Here is a 16,271-nt window from a genome sequence, read left to right on the forward strand (position 1 = left end):
AAGGCCGGCCATCACCGGACACGGCCGGAGCGGAGTACGTCATGGTCACCGTCGAAGGAACGAGCACGGCCCGGTTCGAACCGGTCCGAGCAGCACTGGCAGCACACATCGAGTCCGGCGATGAACTGGGCGCATCGATCGCCGTCGACGTCGACGGAGTCATGGAAGTCGACATGTGGGGCGGGCACGCCGACACCGCGCGAACCGTTCCGTGGAGCCGGGACGCGCTGGTCAGCCTGTGGTCGACCACCAAGACCCTCAGCAGTCTCGCGGCCCTCGTCCTCGTCGACCGGGGGGAACTGGAGCTGCATCGTCCGGTCGCGGAGTACTGGCCCGCATTCGCCGCCCAGGGCAAGCAGGACATCGAGGTACGGCACGTCCTGTCACACACCGCGGGGCTCTCGGGCTGGGAGCAGCCCTTCACCATGGACGACCTCTGCCACTGGCCGACGGCGAGCGCCCGACTGGCCGCCCAGGCACCCTGGTGGAAACCGGGAACCGCCGCGGGCTACCACATGCAGACCCAGGGACAGCTGGTGGGAGAACTCGTCCGGCGGGTCAGTGGCCGTACCCTGACCGAGTTCGTCGACACCGAGATCGCCGGACCGCTGGGCGCCGATGTCCAGATCGGCGCGCGGGAGGCCGACTGGCCGCGCATCGCCGCACTGGTGCCGCCCGCACAGCTGCCCGGAATACTGGCCGATCCCGCCCCCGAGGCCGTCTTCACCAGGACGTTGCTCGGAAGCCCCGCCCGGGACGAGCACGTCGACACCCCGCAATGGCGCCGCGCCGAACTGGGGGCCGTCAACGGACACGGCAACGCACGCGGCCTGGCCCGGGCCCTCTCGGTGATCTCACGACGCGGCACGGCGAACGGCCACCGGCTCCTCTCCCCGGACACCGTGGACAGGATCTTCGACGTGCAGGCCGACGGGGTCGACCTGTTCCTGGGCGTTCCCGTGCGCTGGGGCATCGGCTACGCGCTCGCCGACCCGAGGACGATGCCGCACATGCCCACCGGAACGATCTGCTTCTGGGTCGGCCGAGGCGGCTCCGTCGTCATGATGGACCTCGACCGGCGCATCACGTTCGCCTACACGATGAACCGGCTGGGTGACGGGATCCTCGGCTCGGAACGCACCCACAGCTACATCCGGCACGTCTACGAATGTCTCGGCACCGCCGCCGACTGAAGCCTGGCCGCCCCGCCCGCGGGCTTGTCCGTACCGGAGCGGCGGGCAGCGACGAGACGACACTCATGTGCTCGGTCCGCGGCCACCGACACATTGCACTTACTGACTTACTGACTTACTGACTCACCCGTTCACGCAGCACGCATCGAAAGGCAGAGACCGCCATGCCGTTCATCACCGTCGGCCAGGAGAACACCACCGACATCGAGCTGTACTACGAGGACCACGGCACCGGCCGGCCGGTGGTCCTCGTCCACGGCTACCCGCTCGACGGCCACTCCTGGGAGAAGCAGTCCGCCGCCCTGCTCAGGGCCGGCTACCGCGTCATCACCTACGACCGCCGCGGCTTCGGCCGCTCCTCCCGGCCCACCACCGGCTACGACTACGACACCTTCGCCGCCGACCTCAACACCGTTCTGGAAACCCTGGACCTGAACGACGCCGTCCTCGTCGGCTTCTCGATGGGCACCGGCGAGGTCGGCCGCTACCTGGGCACCTACGGCTCCGCCCGCATCGCCAAGGCCGCCTTCCTCGCCTCCCTCGAGCCGTACCTGCTCAAGACCGACGACAACCCCGGGGGTGTCGACGGCGCCGTATTCGAGGGCATCGAGCAGGCCGTCACCGCCGACCGCTACGCCTACTTCACCTCGTTCTACCGGGACTTCTACAACCTCGACGAGAACCTCGGCACCCGCATCAGCGAGGAGGCCGTCCGCAACAGCTGGAACGTCGCCGCCGGCGCCTCCTGGTATGCCTCCCTGGCCTGCGTGGCGACCTGGACCACCGACTTCCGCGCCGACATCGCCAAGATCGACGTACCCGCGCTGATCCTGCACGGCACCGCCGACCGCATCCTGCCCATCGAAGCCACCGGTGACCTCTTCCATCAGGCGTTGCCGCAGGCGGAGTACGTCGTCGTCGACGGAGCGCCGCACGGTCTGCTGTGGACCCACGCCCAGGAGGTCACCGATGCCCTGCTCGCCTTCCTGGCCAAGTGACCGGCCACGGCGGGCCCCGCTCGCCGGACGATGAACCACACGCGCCCCGTCACCGTTCCCGCGGTGGCGGGGTGCCGTCGTCGTCGCCGGAGACCCGTGGAGGCCGTGGAGGCCGTGGAGGCCGTGGAAGGAGACGTACCAAAGCCTTCCGCAGTGGGCGGTTCAGCGTGTGACGCAGAAGACCCCTGAGGAAAAACCGTGCGGACGGGACGGTGTCTGGACGGTGTGAGCTCAAGACAGAGGACGGCAGCCGCCATGGGCGGTGTGGACGAGGAGCGCCTCATGCGGCTCGTCGCCGAGGGAGACCGCGCGGCGTTCGAGGAGCTGTAGCGGCGTACGTCACCGTGGCCGGCGGCGCGGTTGCGTCGCCGCTGCGCCGACGGGCAGATCGTCGCCGAGGTCGTGCAGGAGACGTACCCGGCGCTGTGGCGTGCCGCAGGCGCGTTCGCGGGGGCGGCGGTCGGAGGGACGGCCGTGGGCTGGTTGTGGACCATCGCCGCGCGCGCCGTCCGGTCGATGCCTTCCGCGGACGGGCGCACTACGCCCGGCCGCCCGCCGCGATGACCGCCGCAGCCGTTGTGCCGGCGGCCGAGGAGGAGGTGCTCGCGGCGACGGCCGGCGGCGACGTCGGGGACGCCTTGAACCGGCCCGCTCCGGAGTTGCGGGACGTATCGCAGGCCATGGTGCTCGACGGACTGTCCGTCCGGGAGACCGCGGCCCTGCTCAGGGTGCCCGAGGCACCGTCAGGACACGCGCCGGGCGTGCGCGGATCGCGATGCGGGAGGCTCTGTCATGAGCGCGGAACACGTGTCCGAGCGGCTGATCGGCCGTTACGTACGCGGCGACACGGGGATCGCGGCTGACGAGGTGTGGGCCCTGGAAGCCCGAACCGGCCTGCGAGACCACGGCCCGGCCGTCCCCCTGGACGCGGACGTGGGGAGAGGAGCCGGGAGCCGGTAGGCTTCTTCACCTGGAAAGTGCCTCTGGATTCAGCGGAAACAAGGACCTGGACAATCCTATTCTTGCTGGTCAGAGGCACTTTCTGTTTGTGTGACCGCCCGCCGGACAGCCCGCTTCATGAAAGCGCGAGGTCAGAGACGATGCAGCGGCAGGCACGGGCAGTCCAAGGTCACAGGCGTAGAGAACTCCATGATCACGGACGTCCGTGCCTGCTCCATATCGGCCTCCGCCCAACAGACGAGACGTCGGAAACCGGGCATCAGTCGACTGCGCCGAAGCCCTGGTCCCGACCCTGGTCCTGCTCGCGCAGACGCACGACGGCGAAACCGAACTGACTTGACAGATCCTGACCCCATTCCTTAGCGAGCCCGCTCGTCCCTGGTTAGATCGGGAGGCGGTCGGGGTGGGGGCAGAAGAGCACGGATAACTGCGTTTCACGCGCAGATGAGCACCATTCATGCGTATCTCGGTAGCGAGCTCAATAGTCATGCGATGGGGAGAACCGAAATGCGACTTGCGCAATTGATGGCAGAGATAATGGAGCAGTACGCAGACCGGCCTGCCGTTGGTGAACGCGCGAAGGAGTTCACCCGGGACCCCGACACCGGGCGGCTTTCCATCAGCTTGTTACCGCGATACGAACTGATCACGTTCAGCGAACTGTGGGGCCGTGTCCGGTCGGTGGCAGCTGAGTGGCATCATCATCCGAACCAGCCGCTGAGAGCAGGTGAGCGGGTTGCCTTTCTTGGGTTCTCAAGCGTTGATTACTCAGTGGTCGACCTGGCCTGTGTTCATCTTGGCGCGGTCAGTGTTCCGCTTCAGACCAGCTCTCCGGTATCGCAGCTCGCCACCATCATCGACGAGACCGATCCCGCCATGGTGGCCACCAGCCTCGAACGCCTCGACACCGCGGTCGAGCTGACGTTGAAAAGCCCATCGGTCCGGCGGGTGGTGGTCTTCGACTACCACCCGGAACTGGTTGAGGAGACCGAGGCGTTCGCGTCCGCCCGTGAGCGTCTGGCGTCGCTCGGCCACGCCGCGACCCTCGACGCGTTGCCGGACCTCGTCGCCCGGGGATCGTCGCTGCCCGAGGCGCCGCTGTTCACGCCCGCGGAGGGTGATGATCCACTCGCCCTCCTCATCTACACCTCGGGGAGCACCGGTACGCCCAAGGGCGCCATGTACACCGAGCGGCTGGCCAGCGCCATGTGGGGCGGCGCCTGGGCGAAGCTGTTCTCGGACGACCATGCGGTCACCTTCCACTACATGCCGATGAGTCACGTGGCCGGGCACTCGTCGCTGAAGAACACTCTGGCGCGTGGCGGGATCACGTATTTCACGGCGGCCAGCGATCTGTCCACCTTCTTCGAAGACATCGCACTGGCCCGTCCCACCGAGATATCCCTCGTGCCGCGCGTGTGCGAAATGCTTTTCCAGAGATACCAGAGCGAGCTTGGCCCGCGCATGGACGGCGACGCCGACCGGGACACGACCGAGTCGGAAGTCAAGGCACACATGCGGGAAAGCATCCTCGGTGGCCGCATTGCGTGGGCCAGTTGCGGATCTGCTCCGCTGTCCGACGAACTGCGCACGTTCGTCGAGTCCCTCCTGGGTTTCGAGCTGAACATCATCTACGGCTCAACGGAGGCCGCCGCGATCTCGGTCAACGGCGAGCTGATACGCCCGCCGGTGATCGACTACAAACTCGTCGACGTGCCCGAGTTGGGTTACTTCGTGACTGACTCCCCATACCCGCGAGGGGAGCTTCTACTGAAGACCGAGGCCATCATCCCCGGGTACTACAAGCAGCCGGAGTTGAGCGCCGAGATCCTGGACGATGACGGCTACTACAGGACGGGCGACATCGTTGCCGAGTTCGCTCCCGGCCGACATTCCGTCGTGGACCGCCGAAAGAGCGTTCTGAAGCTCTCGCAAGGCGAGTTCGTGGCGACCTCGCACCTGGAATCCGTGTTCTCGGTGAGTCCTCTGGTCCGGCAGATATTCGTGTACGGGAATGGTGAGCGCTCCTACCTGCTCGCCGTCGTCGTCCCCTCTGCTCCCCTCGACCAGTCAGGCGGTGAGGAGGAGTTCAAGAATCGGCTCCGCGATTCCTTCCAGCAGATCGCCCAGGAACAGGGACTGAATTCCTACGAAATTCCTCGCGGCTTCCTGATCGAGACCGAGCCGTTCAGTCAGGCGAACGGGCTGCTGTCCGACCACAGGAAGCTCCGATGGCCCCAGCTGGTTCAGCGGTACCGCGAAAGCCTCGAACGGCTGTACTCCAGTATCGCCGCACAAGAGGCGGACGAACTGAGCGCGGTGCGCCGCATGGGGAAGAGCCGACCCGTTCTCGAGACAGTGCAGCGGGCCGCCCGGGCGTTGCTCGGCGGTGCGATGGCGGAGGTGAGCCCCAGCGCGCACTTCCGGGACCTCGGCGGCGACTCCCTGAGCGCGGTGTCCTTCTCCAACCTCCTCCACGACACCTTCGAGGTCCGGGTCCCGGTGGACATGGTCATCAGCCCGGCTACCGACCTGCGTCAACTGGCCGACCACATCGAGGCCAAACGCGCGGCAGGGCCTCGGCAGGTGACCTACGAGTCGGTTCACGGGGACGAGAGCCCCGAGGTCCACGCCAAGGATCTCACCCTGGAGAAGTTCATCGACGCACGCACCGTCGCGGAGGCATGGTCCCTTCCGCGCCTGGCGGAAGTACCAAGGACCGTGCTGCTCACGGGGGCGAGCGGTTACCTCGGCCGTTTCCTGTGCCTCACGTGGTTGGAGCGGCTGTCGGGAACGGGGGGAAAGCTGGTCTGTGTGGTGCGCGGGAACAACGCGGCCGCAGCCAGGGAACGGCTCGGCGAGGCGCTCTCCCAGGGCGACGAGGAGCTGGCCCGGAAGTTCCAGGAGCTGGCCGCTGCTCATCTGGAGGTCGTGGCGGGCGACATGGCGGAACCTCAGCTGGGGCTGGACGACCGGACCTGGCAGCGGCTGTCGGAAGAAGTGGACGTGATCGTCCACGCCGGCGCACTCGTCAACCACGTGCTTCCGTACAACCATCTGTTCGACGCGAATGTCGTCGGAACCGCAGAACTCATACGTCTGGCTCTCACGGACCGGATCAAGCCGTTCACCTACATCTCCAGCGTGGCCGTCGCCACCTCCCGGGACGGTCAGCCGGCCCTGGACGAGGACTCCGACGTGCGATCGGCCATCCCGGTGCAACGCGTCGCGGAGGGTTACGCCAGCGGGTACGCGACGAGCAAGTGGGCCGGCGAGGTCCTGCTCCGGGAGGCGCACGAACGGTGCGGTCTTCCGGTCACCACGTTCCGGTCGAACATGATCCTCGCGCACAGCCGTTACCAGGGACAGCTCAACGTCCCGGACGCCTTCACCAGGCTTTTGTTCAGCCTCATCTCCACCGGGATCGCGCCACACTCCTTCTACCGGACCGTCGATGCGGGCGAGCCCCGACGGGCGCACTACGACGGCCTTCCCGTGGACTTCACCGCCGCGGCCGTCGTCGCGCTGAGTGCGCGTGCCGAAACCACGTACGAAACCTTCAGTCTGGTGAACCCGCACGACGACGGGGTATCGCTCGACACCTTCGTCGACTGGCTGAACGAAGCGGGCCACCCGATCAGACGCGTGGCCGACTACGACGGCTGGTTCTCCCGGTTCGAGGCGGCCCTGCGGGCCCTGCCGGAGAAGCAGAGACAGCACTCCCTGCTGCCCCTCCTCCACGGATACGCGCAGCCCGAGGAAATCGTCCAGGGGTCCGCGATTCCCTCCGCCCGGTTCCGTGCCGCCGTTCGAGACGCGGGAGTCGGGCCGGCCGGGGACGTTCCGCACGTCTCCGCGGAGCTCATCAGGAAGTACGCGGCCGATCTGCGACCGTTCCTCTCCGTCTAGCGGTGCCCGGCGGATCGGGCCGATCTCGCGCGCGGCCCAGACAGGACCGCCAGCTCCAGAGGACACCCGAAGCCGCTGAGGACCATCCGATCACCACCACCACACCTGGCAAAGGGGCATCATGAACCAGGAATCCAGAACGTCGGAGGACCGCTACCGTCTGGGGATGGACCTCGTCGAGCAGTTGGGCAGCGGTGAGGCCGTACCCACCACCTTCGAGCTCCTCGACATGGAATGGGAGGTGCTTCCGGGCACCTACGCCCCGCACCGGGGCACCGGCACCGAGTGGTACACCACCGTCATCCCGTATCCCAAGGGCGGCCGTTTCCTGGAGATCGGCAGCGGAGCGGGCGTCACCGCCATCTGGGCGGCACTGCATGGCGGCTGTTCGCATGTCACCGCGACCGACATCACCGAGGCCGCCGTGGGCAGCACCAGCAGGAACGCCGAGCTGCACGGCGTGGCGGACCAGGTCAGGACGTTGCGAAGCGATGTCTTCGCGGAGTTGGATGCCGAGGACCGGTTCGACATGGTCTTCTGGAACTGCAGCGTCTTCGAGGCGCCGTCGGAGTTCGAGTTCACCAGAGATGTCGAGTGGGCGATCTTCGACCGGGGCTACGAGGCACTCGGCCGGTATCTCTCCCAGGTGCACGACCGGCTGTTGCCGGGCGGGCGTGCCCTGGTCACCTTCAACACCTTGGGCGACGTTGACCGTGTCACCGCGGTCGCCGCTGATTCCGGCGTGACGCTGAACCTGTTGGACAGCTCGGCCCGGAACCTGAAGGGCTATGACGTCACCTACAAGCTCTTCGAGATCCTGCCGGGCACGCAGGAGTGAGCGCGCGGAGGGCACTGTCAAGTTGAGCGAACGGTCTCCGGGCTGGGACGGTCGCCGGGTTAGCTGATCGCTCCGGAGGGGCTGGCAGCAAAGGGTGCCGGGGACGGGCCGTCGTACAAGGGGTTCCGGTCCCCGGCGGAGGTCGTCTCACGGGGTGTGGCTGTGCCACCGCTTCCCGCTCTCCTTCCGCGAAGTCGAGGAGCCGCTCCTGGTCCGCGGGATCACCGTCTCCCGTGCGGCGACCCCGCGGGTGGTGCGAGCGGTTCGGCCCCCGGTATGCGGCCGCCCTGCGCCGCCACCGGCCCCGGGCCGGCGGCAAGTGGCACCTGGACGAGGTGTTCGTGAAGATCGGCAGGGTGCGGCACTGCCTGTGGCGGGCCGTGGACCAGGACGGCACCGTCCTCGGCACCCCGCTGCAGTCCAAGCGGGCGGCGGAGGCCGCGAAGCGGTGCATGGCCGTGCTGATGAAGAAGCAGCAGAGAACCCAGGGCGCTCGTCACCGACGAGCTCCGATCCTGCGGTGTCGCCCACAGAGAGTCGACGTCCTCGGTCGATCAATCCTGTCCGCGTGGAGCCGAATCTCACCGCACTCCCGGCCCCGCCGCCACCGGGTGACCGCCCCCGGTCACCGCACCGAGATGCGCCGCCGCTTCGGCACCTGGAACGGGATGCACCGGCACTACCGCCATGCCCACCGAGGCTGGAACCAGAGGCGGACACCGGGCCCAGCACACTTCGGCACACCCTCGCGCAAGCGCACGCCGACAAGTCGGCGATGCCCTCGGCCGTTCCATCGCCCACCCCGCCTCAGGACCAAGGAGCGCTGTCCATGCGAATCGCCGTGAGCGGATCGATCGCGACCGACCATCTCACCGTCTTCCCCGGACGCTTCACCGAACAGCTTCTCCCCGAGCGTCTGGACACCCTGTCCCTGTCCTTCCTCGTCGACGACCTTGAGGTGCGCAGGGGAGGAGTCGCGGCGAACATCTCCTTCGGACTGGGCGTCCTCGGCCTTTCCCCGGTACTGGTGGGCGCGGCGGGAACCGACTTCGCCGAGTACGGCGCATGGCTCCGCGACCACGGGGTCGACACCCGTTCGGTGAAGGTCAGCCGGACACGCCACACCGCGCGGTTCATGTGCACGACGGACGTCGATCAGAACCAGATAGCCGTCTTCTACGCGGGAGCGATGGCCGAGGCCCGGGAGATCTCCCTGTCACAGGTCGTGGCGCGTGTCGGCGGGCTCGACCTCGTGGTCGTGTCCCCCGACGATCCCGAAGCCATGGTGCGGCACACCGTCGAGAGCCGACGGCTGGGCATCGCCCGGGCAACGGATCCCTCACAGCAGCTTGCCCGGATCGGTGCGGAGGAGGCACGCCAACTCGTAGACGGGGCGATGCTGCTGTTCACCAACGAGTACGAGGCCGCGCTGCTGCAGGAGCGTACGGGCTGGACGGAGCGGCAGGTACTGGACCGCGTCGGCACGTGGGTCGTCACCCGTGGCGCCTCCGGCGTGTCCGTCATGGCCTCCGGCACCGCGGCCCACACCGTCCCCGCGGTACGAACGGACCATGTGGCCGATCCGACGGGCGGCGGCGACGCCTTCCGTGCCGGCTACCTGGCCGGCCTGGGGTGCGGCCTGTCCGCGGAACGGTCGGCACAGGTGGGCTGCGCCTTGGCGACCACTGTCCTGGAAACGGTCGGGACCCAGGAGTACAAGCTGGTGCCCGCCGCGTTCTCGGCCCGGATCGCGGACGCGTACGGACCGGAAGCGGCACGGGAGATCACGGAGAGGGGGGTGGCTACGGGATGACCGCAACTCGTTCCTCCGCACTGCGCGAGGCTCATTTCCCCCTTGGCCATGGGGCCTGCCCCGACCTTGAGGCTCGGGCGAAGACCGCGGACCTGCTGCGGCCGGAACGGATCGGCATTCACCTGTCGCAGCAGTTCCAGCTCCACCCCGAACAGTTCACCGATGCCACTGTGATCCACCACCCCGATGCCAAGTACTTCGACGCAGGCAGAGTCTCATGACGCCCTTCTCCTTCGAGATCTTCCCGCCCCGGACCCCTGCGGGCGAAGGGATCCTCTGGCACACCATCCGCCGGGTGGAGGCCCTGAATCCTTCCTTCGTCTCCGTCACGTACGGAGCGGGAGGGTCCTCCCGCGACCGTACGGTCGACATCGCCCGGCGCATCGCGAGCGAGACGGCACTGCGTCCCGTGGCCCACCTCACCGCGATCGGCCACTCGGTCGCCGAGTTGCGCCACATCCTCGGGACGTACGCGGACGCGGGTATACGGGACGTCCTGGTGCTGCGCGGCGATCCGCCCGGTGACCCACGGGGGAGTTGGACGCCGCATCCTCAGGGCTTCACGTACGCGCGGGAACTCGTCGAACTCGTGCGTTCCTTGAGTGACTTCACGATCGGCGTGGCGGCGTTCCCCGAAATGCACCCGCGTTCACCGGATTGGGAGCAGGACATCAGATACTTCGTCGCGAAATGTCGGGCGGGGGCCGACTATGCGATCACCCAGATGTTCTTCCGGGTCGAGGACTACCTCCGGCTCCGCGACCGGGTCTCCGCCGCGGGCTGCGACATTCCGATCATCCCGGAGATCATGCCCGCGACGGACATACGTCAGATCGCCCGCTTCGCCGAGCTGTCGGGTGCCACGATTCCCCTCGACCTCGTCCGCCGCCTCGAAGCGGCCCGTGACGACCCGGCGGAGGGACACCGGGTCGGAGTCGCACACGCCACCGCCATGGCGGAACACCTCCTCCGCGAGGGTGCGCCGGGTCTGCACTGCATCACCCTGAACCGTGCCGCCGCCGCTCTCGACATCCACCGCAACATCCAGACCCCAAGGAGCCGCAGTGCCGACTGATCTCAAGGTCGCCGACCTCTCCTCAAGGGCTGTCCCGTATCTGGTCAGGGAAGTCGACAGCCCCTCACTGCTGAGGCGGTGATCACGGACGTGCGCGACCTGCTCTCACATGGAGAGGAGGGGTCGGCGTTCGACACCGCGTGCTCGTGGATCCACGAGGACGCTCTGCCGATCACGCGGCACTCCCACGCCGGCCTGGTGGCCCCGGCCGATGAGATGGGTACTCCGCGTTCCGTTCAGCGCCTTGATGAGCTCCTCATCGACTGACCTCCGCAGCTCGTCAATCCCGGGTCAACCCCGGGACGGGAAGTGATCTCCGTCGTGGTTGGTGTAGTCACGGCATCGGAGCCGTCCTGGACACGTCTCCTCTCCGGACTGAGCGCGCAGCAGTTCGCCGAGCTGGTCACCGCGCTGCGGCGCGAGGGAGCCGACCCGGTCCGCGAAGTTCGGCCGTGGAGCCTGCCGCTGGAGGATCGGGTTCTGCTGGTGGCCGCCTACTGGCGCACCGACCTGACCCTGCGACAGCTCGTCCTGCTGTTCGGCGTATCCGGATCAGCGGCCGGCCAAAGTATCGATCACCTCGGGCCATCATTCGCACTGCACCCCCGCAAGCGGTTCCGCCAGGGCACTGTGCCGATCGTGGACGGCACCCGCGTCCCCACCCGCGACCACGAGGTCGCCGAGAAGTCCGAGAACTACCGGTACTCGACCAACCACCAGGTCGTCATCGACGCCGACACCCGCTTCGTCGTGGCCGTCGGCCGACCAGTGCCCGGCAACCGCAACGACCGCAAGGCGTGGAAGCTGTCCGGCACGATGACCGCCGCCGGCCGCACGACGGTCATCGCGGACGGCGGCTACCGGGGCACGGGCCTGGTCATCCCGCACCGCCGCGAACGCGGCCGAAGCGAACTCCCAGCCTGGAAAGAAGAGCACAACGCCTCCCACCGCGAGGCCCGCGCCCGTGTCGAGCACACCTTCACCCGCATGAGGACATCGAAGATCCTCCGCGGCTGCCGCCTCAAGCGCGACGGCGTCCACCACGCCGGCCGCAAGGAGATCACACTGGCCGAGCACGAGATGCCCGGTCCGATGTCGGTCCGTCGTGAGTACGCGGCCGCGTGGCCGCTGGCCGGGGCACGGATCACCGGTTCGCTGCACATGGCCGTGCGGATCGCCGTCCTCATCCGGACGCTGGTGGTGCTCGGTGCCGAGGTCCGCTGGGTGCGCCCGGAACCCGAAGGGCTATGACGTCACCTACAAGCTCTCCGCGATCCTGCCGGGCAAGGAGGAATGAGCGCGCGGGAGGCCGGTTCTGCCGTCGTGAGCAGTGCCGGGGAGCCATGGCCCATGTGGAGGCCGGCTCCCCGGCACTGCTGTTTCGGCTGACACACAGGGAGGCGGCCGAGGCCCCGGCCGCCTCCCGACGTCGCGTAGGCCGAGGGGTGTCGTGCGTGGGCCGACGGGTGGCGGCCGGCCGGTCACGGACCAGGCTGCCAAGTGGAGCCGGTACGGCCGCACTTGCCCGTCGGCACGAACGTTCGCCGCCCGCGTCCGGCCGTCTCCCGGCGGGACCACGAGGCCGCCGGACGTCCTATGGGTGGGGAGTGGGGCACGCTCCATCCCCCCACCCATCTGCCAGGACGAGCTCGGCGGCGTTTTCCGTTTCGGCGTTCGTAGCGAGACGGGCCGGGTCCGGCACCGTTCGGTGAGGGGAGGACGTCGCCCCTCGACGCCTGGGGAAGCTGGTCCGACCTATCGAACGCCGGCTACCCCGTTGCTGCCCGGAGCGACGGCCTCTGCGACAGCTTCCTTCGGGCCCTCGTCATCCGGGCCGGCTTCCTTCTCGTCATCCAGGACCTTCGGAACCCAGCGCAGGGTGAGGAGGCCGAGGACGAGGTGGAGGAGGCTGGCGGCGACGGCGACGACCCGGAGGCCGGTGACGAAGGCGTCCTTCGCCTGGTCGATCACCGCAGGCGCGAGACCGGGAAGGTCGAGCGTTTCGCCGAAGGTACCGGCGAGGTCGGGACCCTGAAGGCGGAAGATGAGGACGGACAGCGAGCCGAGGAGCGCGATGCCGAGAGCGTTGCCGATCTCGTTGCTGGTCTCGGCGATCGCGGCAGCGGAGCCGGCCCGCTCGGAGGGCACCGCGGCGACGGCGGTCTCGGCGACGAGGCTGAACGAGATGCCGTAGCCGACACCGGCGAGAACCGTGGACGCGATGTACCAGCCCACCCCGCCGGAGGATGCGATGGGCAGCAGCAGGAGCAGCCCGGCGGCGATGAAGGCGTGACAGGTGATGAGCGCCGACCGCTTGCCGATGCGCGCGACCAACATGGGCGTCACGATGCACGTGACGGTGAGGAGCAGGGCCCCGGGGATGGAAAGGAGCGCGGCGCCCAGGACGGAGATCCCCAGAACGGACTGGAGGTAGACACCCGACAGGTAGGCGGTCGCCGACCACGCAGCGAGCGGCAGGAGCCCGGTGATGATCGCGATGGTGAAGACCCGGTCCCGGAACAGGCTGAAGTCGAGCAGCGGGTGCTCAAGCGTGAGTTGCCGCCGGATGAACCACGCCAGGATGACCGCGCCGACAAGCCCCACGATCATGAGGGTCGCCGAGAACCCCTCCGCGGCCATGTGCTTGATGGCGTAGATGGTCAACATGAGGCCGACCACGGACTGCACGACGCTCAGGACGTTGATACGGCCCGTCCGCCCGGCCTTCACCTCGCGGAGCAGGAACGGGGCCAGGGCCAGGAACAACACGAGGACCGGAAGGTTGACCAGGAAGACCGAACCCCACCAGAAGTGGCTCAGCAGCTGCCCACCGACGGCCGGCCCGATCGCGAACCCGGCGGCGAAGGCGGCTGCGAAGATACCGATCGCCTGAGCCCGCTGCCGCGGGTCGACGAACAGTTCGCTGAGCACCGCGAGCGCCGAGGGCAGCAGCGTCGCTCCGGCCAGGCCCATGAGTCCCCGGAAGGTGATGAGCATCTCCGGGCTCGTCGCGAACGCCGCTCCCAGCGAGCCGAAGCCGAACAGCGTCACACCGATCATCAGCAGCTTGAGCCGACCGTACCGGTCACCGATGTTGCCGAAGGTGATGAGCAGGGAGCCCACGACGAATCCGTAGATGTCCAGCGTCCACAGCGCCTGGTCGGCGGTCGGTGAGAGGGCTTCCGTGACCTTCGGCATGGCCAGGAACAGCACCGAGCCGTCCATCGCGACCAACAGAACCGGGCCGAGAATCACCACCAGGCCCAGCCATGCCCGCAGACCGGGTTTGGGGATGTCAGCAGTTTCATTCATGCGCTCGAGCATGGGACTCCCCCGGACGGGCAACCAGCCCCACGCCATGGGTACACCCCACAGGGATACCCTGACCTCGTCGTGCCTGTCCTATAGTCGAAGCCATGGAAGTGGAGAGCCTCGGGACGTTCCTCAAGACCCGCCGCGCTCGGGTCACACCGGCTCACATCGGACTCCGCACCTTCAGCACCGCCCGCCGCGTGCCCGGTCTCCGACGCGAGGAGCTGGCCCAACTCGCCGGGGTGAGTGTCGGCTACTACACCCGGTTGGAGCAGGACCAGGCCGGAACCGCCTCCCCACAGGTCCTCAACGCGCTCGCCCGCATTCTCAAGCTCGATCCTGCGGAGACCACCCATCTGCACAACCTCGCGCTTCGGCGGGCGGCGGCACCGCGCATGGTCCGCCATCAGCGGGAACGGCTGCATCCGCGGGTACTCGCGCTTCTGGCGTCACTGGGCCAGGTCACGCCGGCCATCGTCCTCGGCCGTCGGGGTGACGTACTGGCGTGGAACCGCACCGGACACGCCCTCATCGCGGAACACGTCGACTTCAACGCGCCACAGGACTCCGCGCAAAGGCCGTCCATCCCACGGATGTTCTTCCTCGACTCCCATACCCGTGCCCTGCACGAGAACTGGGACGATCTCGCCCGCATCCATGTGGCCTTCCTGCGGTTCACCGCAGGCCGGTATCCCAACGATCGCCGCCTGGCCGAACTCATAGGTGAACTCGTCATGCGCAGCGATGACTTCGCCAAACTGTGGGCCACCGGCGATGTCGCCGAATGCACTGTGGGCACCATGCATCTGCAACACCCGACCGTCGGCAGGCTCAACGTCGACTACCAGGTGTGGCTGCAACCCGACAGCCCCGACCACCGGTTGGAGATCTACACCGCCAACGACGACTCCTCCGCCGACGCGCTGCGCCTGCTGTCGAGCCAGGCCGCTGGTCAGCACTTCCCCGAGGCCGCTCCCCCCTCGGCAGCACTCTGATGGCCTCGCCCCGGACTGCCCCTGCCGCCGTTTCCAGCCCCCGCCGCTTCATACCGTTCGTGCGGTTCTCCCGCACACGGCTTTCCGCCCTCGTTCACCGACTGGCATGCGCCGCCGCCCCGCGCACGTTTCCGGTAAGGCGGTGAACACCGAGCCTGGTGATCCACCCATAGGCGAACCAGGTCGCCCGTTCCGGCCCGGAAGTCTGTGCTTCCGGCTGGGGGAGACGGCCACTCGGCGCAGTCGCATCCCGAGCCGTTCCAGCGGGCTTATCACCACCTGCTGTACCCGCTCGGCCCGTTGTCCGGTCGGCGGCGGAACCGCGAAGTCGTCGCAGTACCTCACCAGGGCGGTGTCACGTTGGCTGACCGGCCCGGGATGATCGCGACCTGCCTGCCCTTGATTCCGGTCAACCCGTGAGACTCACTATGGAGCTGACGGACCCACAGGACTTCGTACGGGTTCGGTGCCCGCGGTGCCGCCCATGGGAATACGTGTCACTGCCTCGCTGCTCATGCTTGCTTCATCTCCAATGCGTCCAGGGCGGAGCGGGTGACCTCTTCCGGCGTGCGTCCGTCCGTGGCCACGACGGCCGTCGCGACCTCCTCGTACAGATGGCGCCGGGCCTCCATCAGCCTGCGCCACTGCTTGCGCGGATTGACCGCGAGCAGGGGGCGGGCGACGTTGCGGCCGGTGCGCTTGACCGCCTCCTCGACGCCCATCGACAGGTAGACGACCCGCTCCCCGGCGAGCAGCGCCCGGGTGTCGGCGTCGAGGACGGCGCCGCCGCCCAGGGCCAGGACGCCCTTGTGCTCGGCGAGCGCGGTGCGCACCGCCTGTTTCTCGATCGCGCGGAAGGCGGACTCGCCCTCGTCCACGAAGATCTCGGCGATGCTGCGGCCCTGCGCGGCGACGATGTCGTCGTCGGTGTCCCGGTAGCCGACACCCAGCCGCTCGGCCAGCAGCTGCCCGACGGTGGACTTACCCACGCCCATCGGGCCGACCAGCACGATCAGCGGGGTCACCGGACGGGCAGGTTCGCGAGGTAGGACATCACATTGCGGCGGGTCTCGGTGACGCCGTCGCCGCCGAACTTCTCCGCGACCGCGTCCGCGAGGACCAGTGCCACCATGGCCTCGGCGACGATGCCGGCCGCCGGCACGGCGCACACGTCGGAG

Annotated in this window: 12 protein-coding genes and 4 pseudogenes; 13 read left to right on the forward strand and 3 right to left on the reverse strand. The window is 68.2% G+C overall.

Annotation, left to right across the window (positions count from 1 at the left end):
- The first annotated feature begins 41 nt into the window (after positions 1–41).
- From IEZ04_RS33425 to IEZ04_RS33480, 12 genes and pseudogenes are all read left to right on the forward strand, one after another.
- Positions 42–1,193, forward strand: coding sequence for a serine hydrolase domain-containing protein (locus tag IEZ04_RS33425; RefSeq protein WP_189220750.1), 1,152 nt, complete (start codon positions 42–44; stop codon positions 1,191–1,193).
- Positions 1,194–1,357: 164 nt separating this feature from the next.
- Complete coding sequence (locus tag IEZ04_RS33430; RefSeq protein WP_189220751.1) at positions 1,358–2,191, forward strand: alpha/beta fold hydrolase; 834 nt, start codon at positions 1,358–1,360, stop codon at positions 2,189–2,191.
- A gap of 255 nt (positions 2,192–2,446) precedes the next feature.
- Positions 2,447–2,987 (forward strand): annotated as a pseudogene (locus IEZ04_RS33435) (RNA polymerase sigma factor).
- The gene (locus tag IEZ04_RS35880; protein WP_308429852.1) at positions 2,984–3,151 is read left to right on the forward strand and encodes a hypothetical protein; all 168 of its coding nucleotides are present in this window, start codon (positions 2,984–2,986) and stop codon (positions 3,149–3,151) included. The pseudogene IEZ04_RS33435 and the gene IEZ04_RS35880 overlap by 4 nt, the downstream one beginning before the upstream one ends.
- A gap of 423 nt (positions 3,152–3,574) precedes the next feature.
- Complete coding sequence (gene car, locus IEZ04_RS33445) at positions 3,575–7,060, forward strand: carboxylic acid reductase (RefSeq protein ID WP_308429853.1); 3,486 nt, start codon at positions 3,575–3,577, stop codon at positions 7,058–7,060.
- Between the two features lie 121 nt (positions 7,061–7,181).
- Positions 7,182–7,898, forward strand: a complete 717-nt coding sequence (locus tag IEZ04_RS33450) for a methyltransferase (RefSeq protein ID WP_189220752.1) — start codon at positions 7,182–7,184, stop codon at positions 7,896–7,898.
- Between the two features lie 81 nt (positions 7,899–7,979).
- Positions 7,980–8,600: pseudogene (locus IEZ04_RS36300) on the forward strand (IS6 family transposase); the annotation flags it as partial.
- A 127-nt stretch (positions 8,601–8,727) separates the two neighbouring features.
- Positions 8,728–9,711: a carbohydrate kinase family protein gene (locus IEZ04_RS33460; protein WP_189220753.1), complete on the forward strand. Its 984-nt coding sequence runs from the start codon at positions 8,728–8,730 to the stop codon at positions 9,709–9,711.
- A 23-nt stretch (positions 9,712–9,734) separates the two neighbouring features.
- Positions 9,735–9,932, forward strand: a pseudogene (locus tag IEZ04_RS33465) (vitamin B12 dependent-methionine synthase activation domain-containing protein); the annotation flags it as partial.
- Positions 9,929–10,786 carry a methylenetetrahydrofolate reductase [NAD(P)H] gene (metF, locus tag IEZ04_RS33470; RefSeq protein ID WP_189220754.1) on the forward strand — a complete coding sequence of 286 codons (858 nt, stop codon included), beginning with the start codon at positions 9,929–9,931 and terminating at the stop codon, positions 10,784–10,786. The pseudogene IEZ04_RS33465 and the gene metF, both read left to right, overlap by 4 nt.
- 78 nt (positions 10,787–10,864) lie before the next feature.
- Positions 10,865–11,053, forward strand: a complete 189-nt coding sequence (locus IEZ04_RS36140) for a MafI family immunity protein (protein ID WP_189220755.1) — start codon at positions 10,865–10,867, stop codon at positions 11,051–11,053.
- A 54-nt stretch (positions 11,054–11,107) separates the two neighbouring features.
- Positions 11,108–12,037, forward strand: coding sequence for an adenosylhomocysteinase (locus IEZ04_RS33480; protein WP_373296399.1), 930 nt, complete (start codon positions 11,108–11,110; stop codon positions 12,035–12,037).
- A 504-nt stretch (positions 12,038–12,541) separates the two neighbouring features.
- Here IEZ04_RS33480 and IEZ04_RS33485 read toward each other — a convergent pair.
- Positions 12,542–14,098, reverse strand: coding sequence for an MFS transporter (locus IEZ04_RS33485; RefSeq protein WP_229821467.1), 1,557 nt, complete (start codon positions 14,096–14,098; stop codon positions 12,542–12,544).
- A gap of 104 nt (positions 14,099–14,202) precedes the next feature.
- On the opposite strand from IEZ04_RS33485, the gene IEZ04_RS33490 reads away from it, so the two are divergent.
- Positions 14,203–15,093 carry a helix-turn-helix domain-containing protein gene (locus tag IEZ04_RS33490; protein ID WP_189220756.1) on the forward strand — a complete coding sequence of 297 codons (891 nt, stop codon included), beginning with the start codon at positions 14,203–14,205 and terminating at the stop codon, positions 15,091–15,093.
- Positions 15,094–15,605: 512 nt separating this feature from the next.
- On the opposite strand, the gene IEZ04_RS33495 is transcribed toward IEZ04_RS33490, so the two are convergent.
- Positions 15,606–16,118 carry a shikimate kinase gene (locus IEZ04_RS33495; RefSeq protein WP_189220757.1) on the reverse strand — a complete coding sequence of 171 codons (513 nt, stop codon included), beginning with the start codon at positions 16,116–16,118 and terminating at the stop codon, positions 15,606–15,608.
- A pseudogene (locus IEZ04_RS33500) lies at positions 16,115–16,271 on the reverse strand (chorismate synthase); the annotation flags it as partial. The gene IEZ04_RS33495 and the pseudogene IEZ04_RS33500, both read right to left, overlap by 4 nt.

This window comes from Streptomyces ruber (genome assembly GCF_014648075.1).
GTDB classification, from domain to species: Bacteria; Actinomycetota; Actinomycetes; order Streptomycetales; family Streptomycetaceae; genus Streptomyces; species Streptomyces ruber.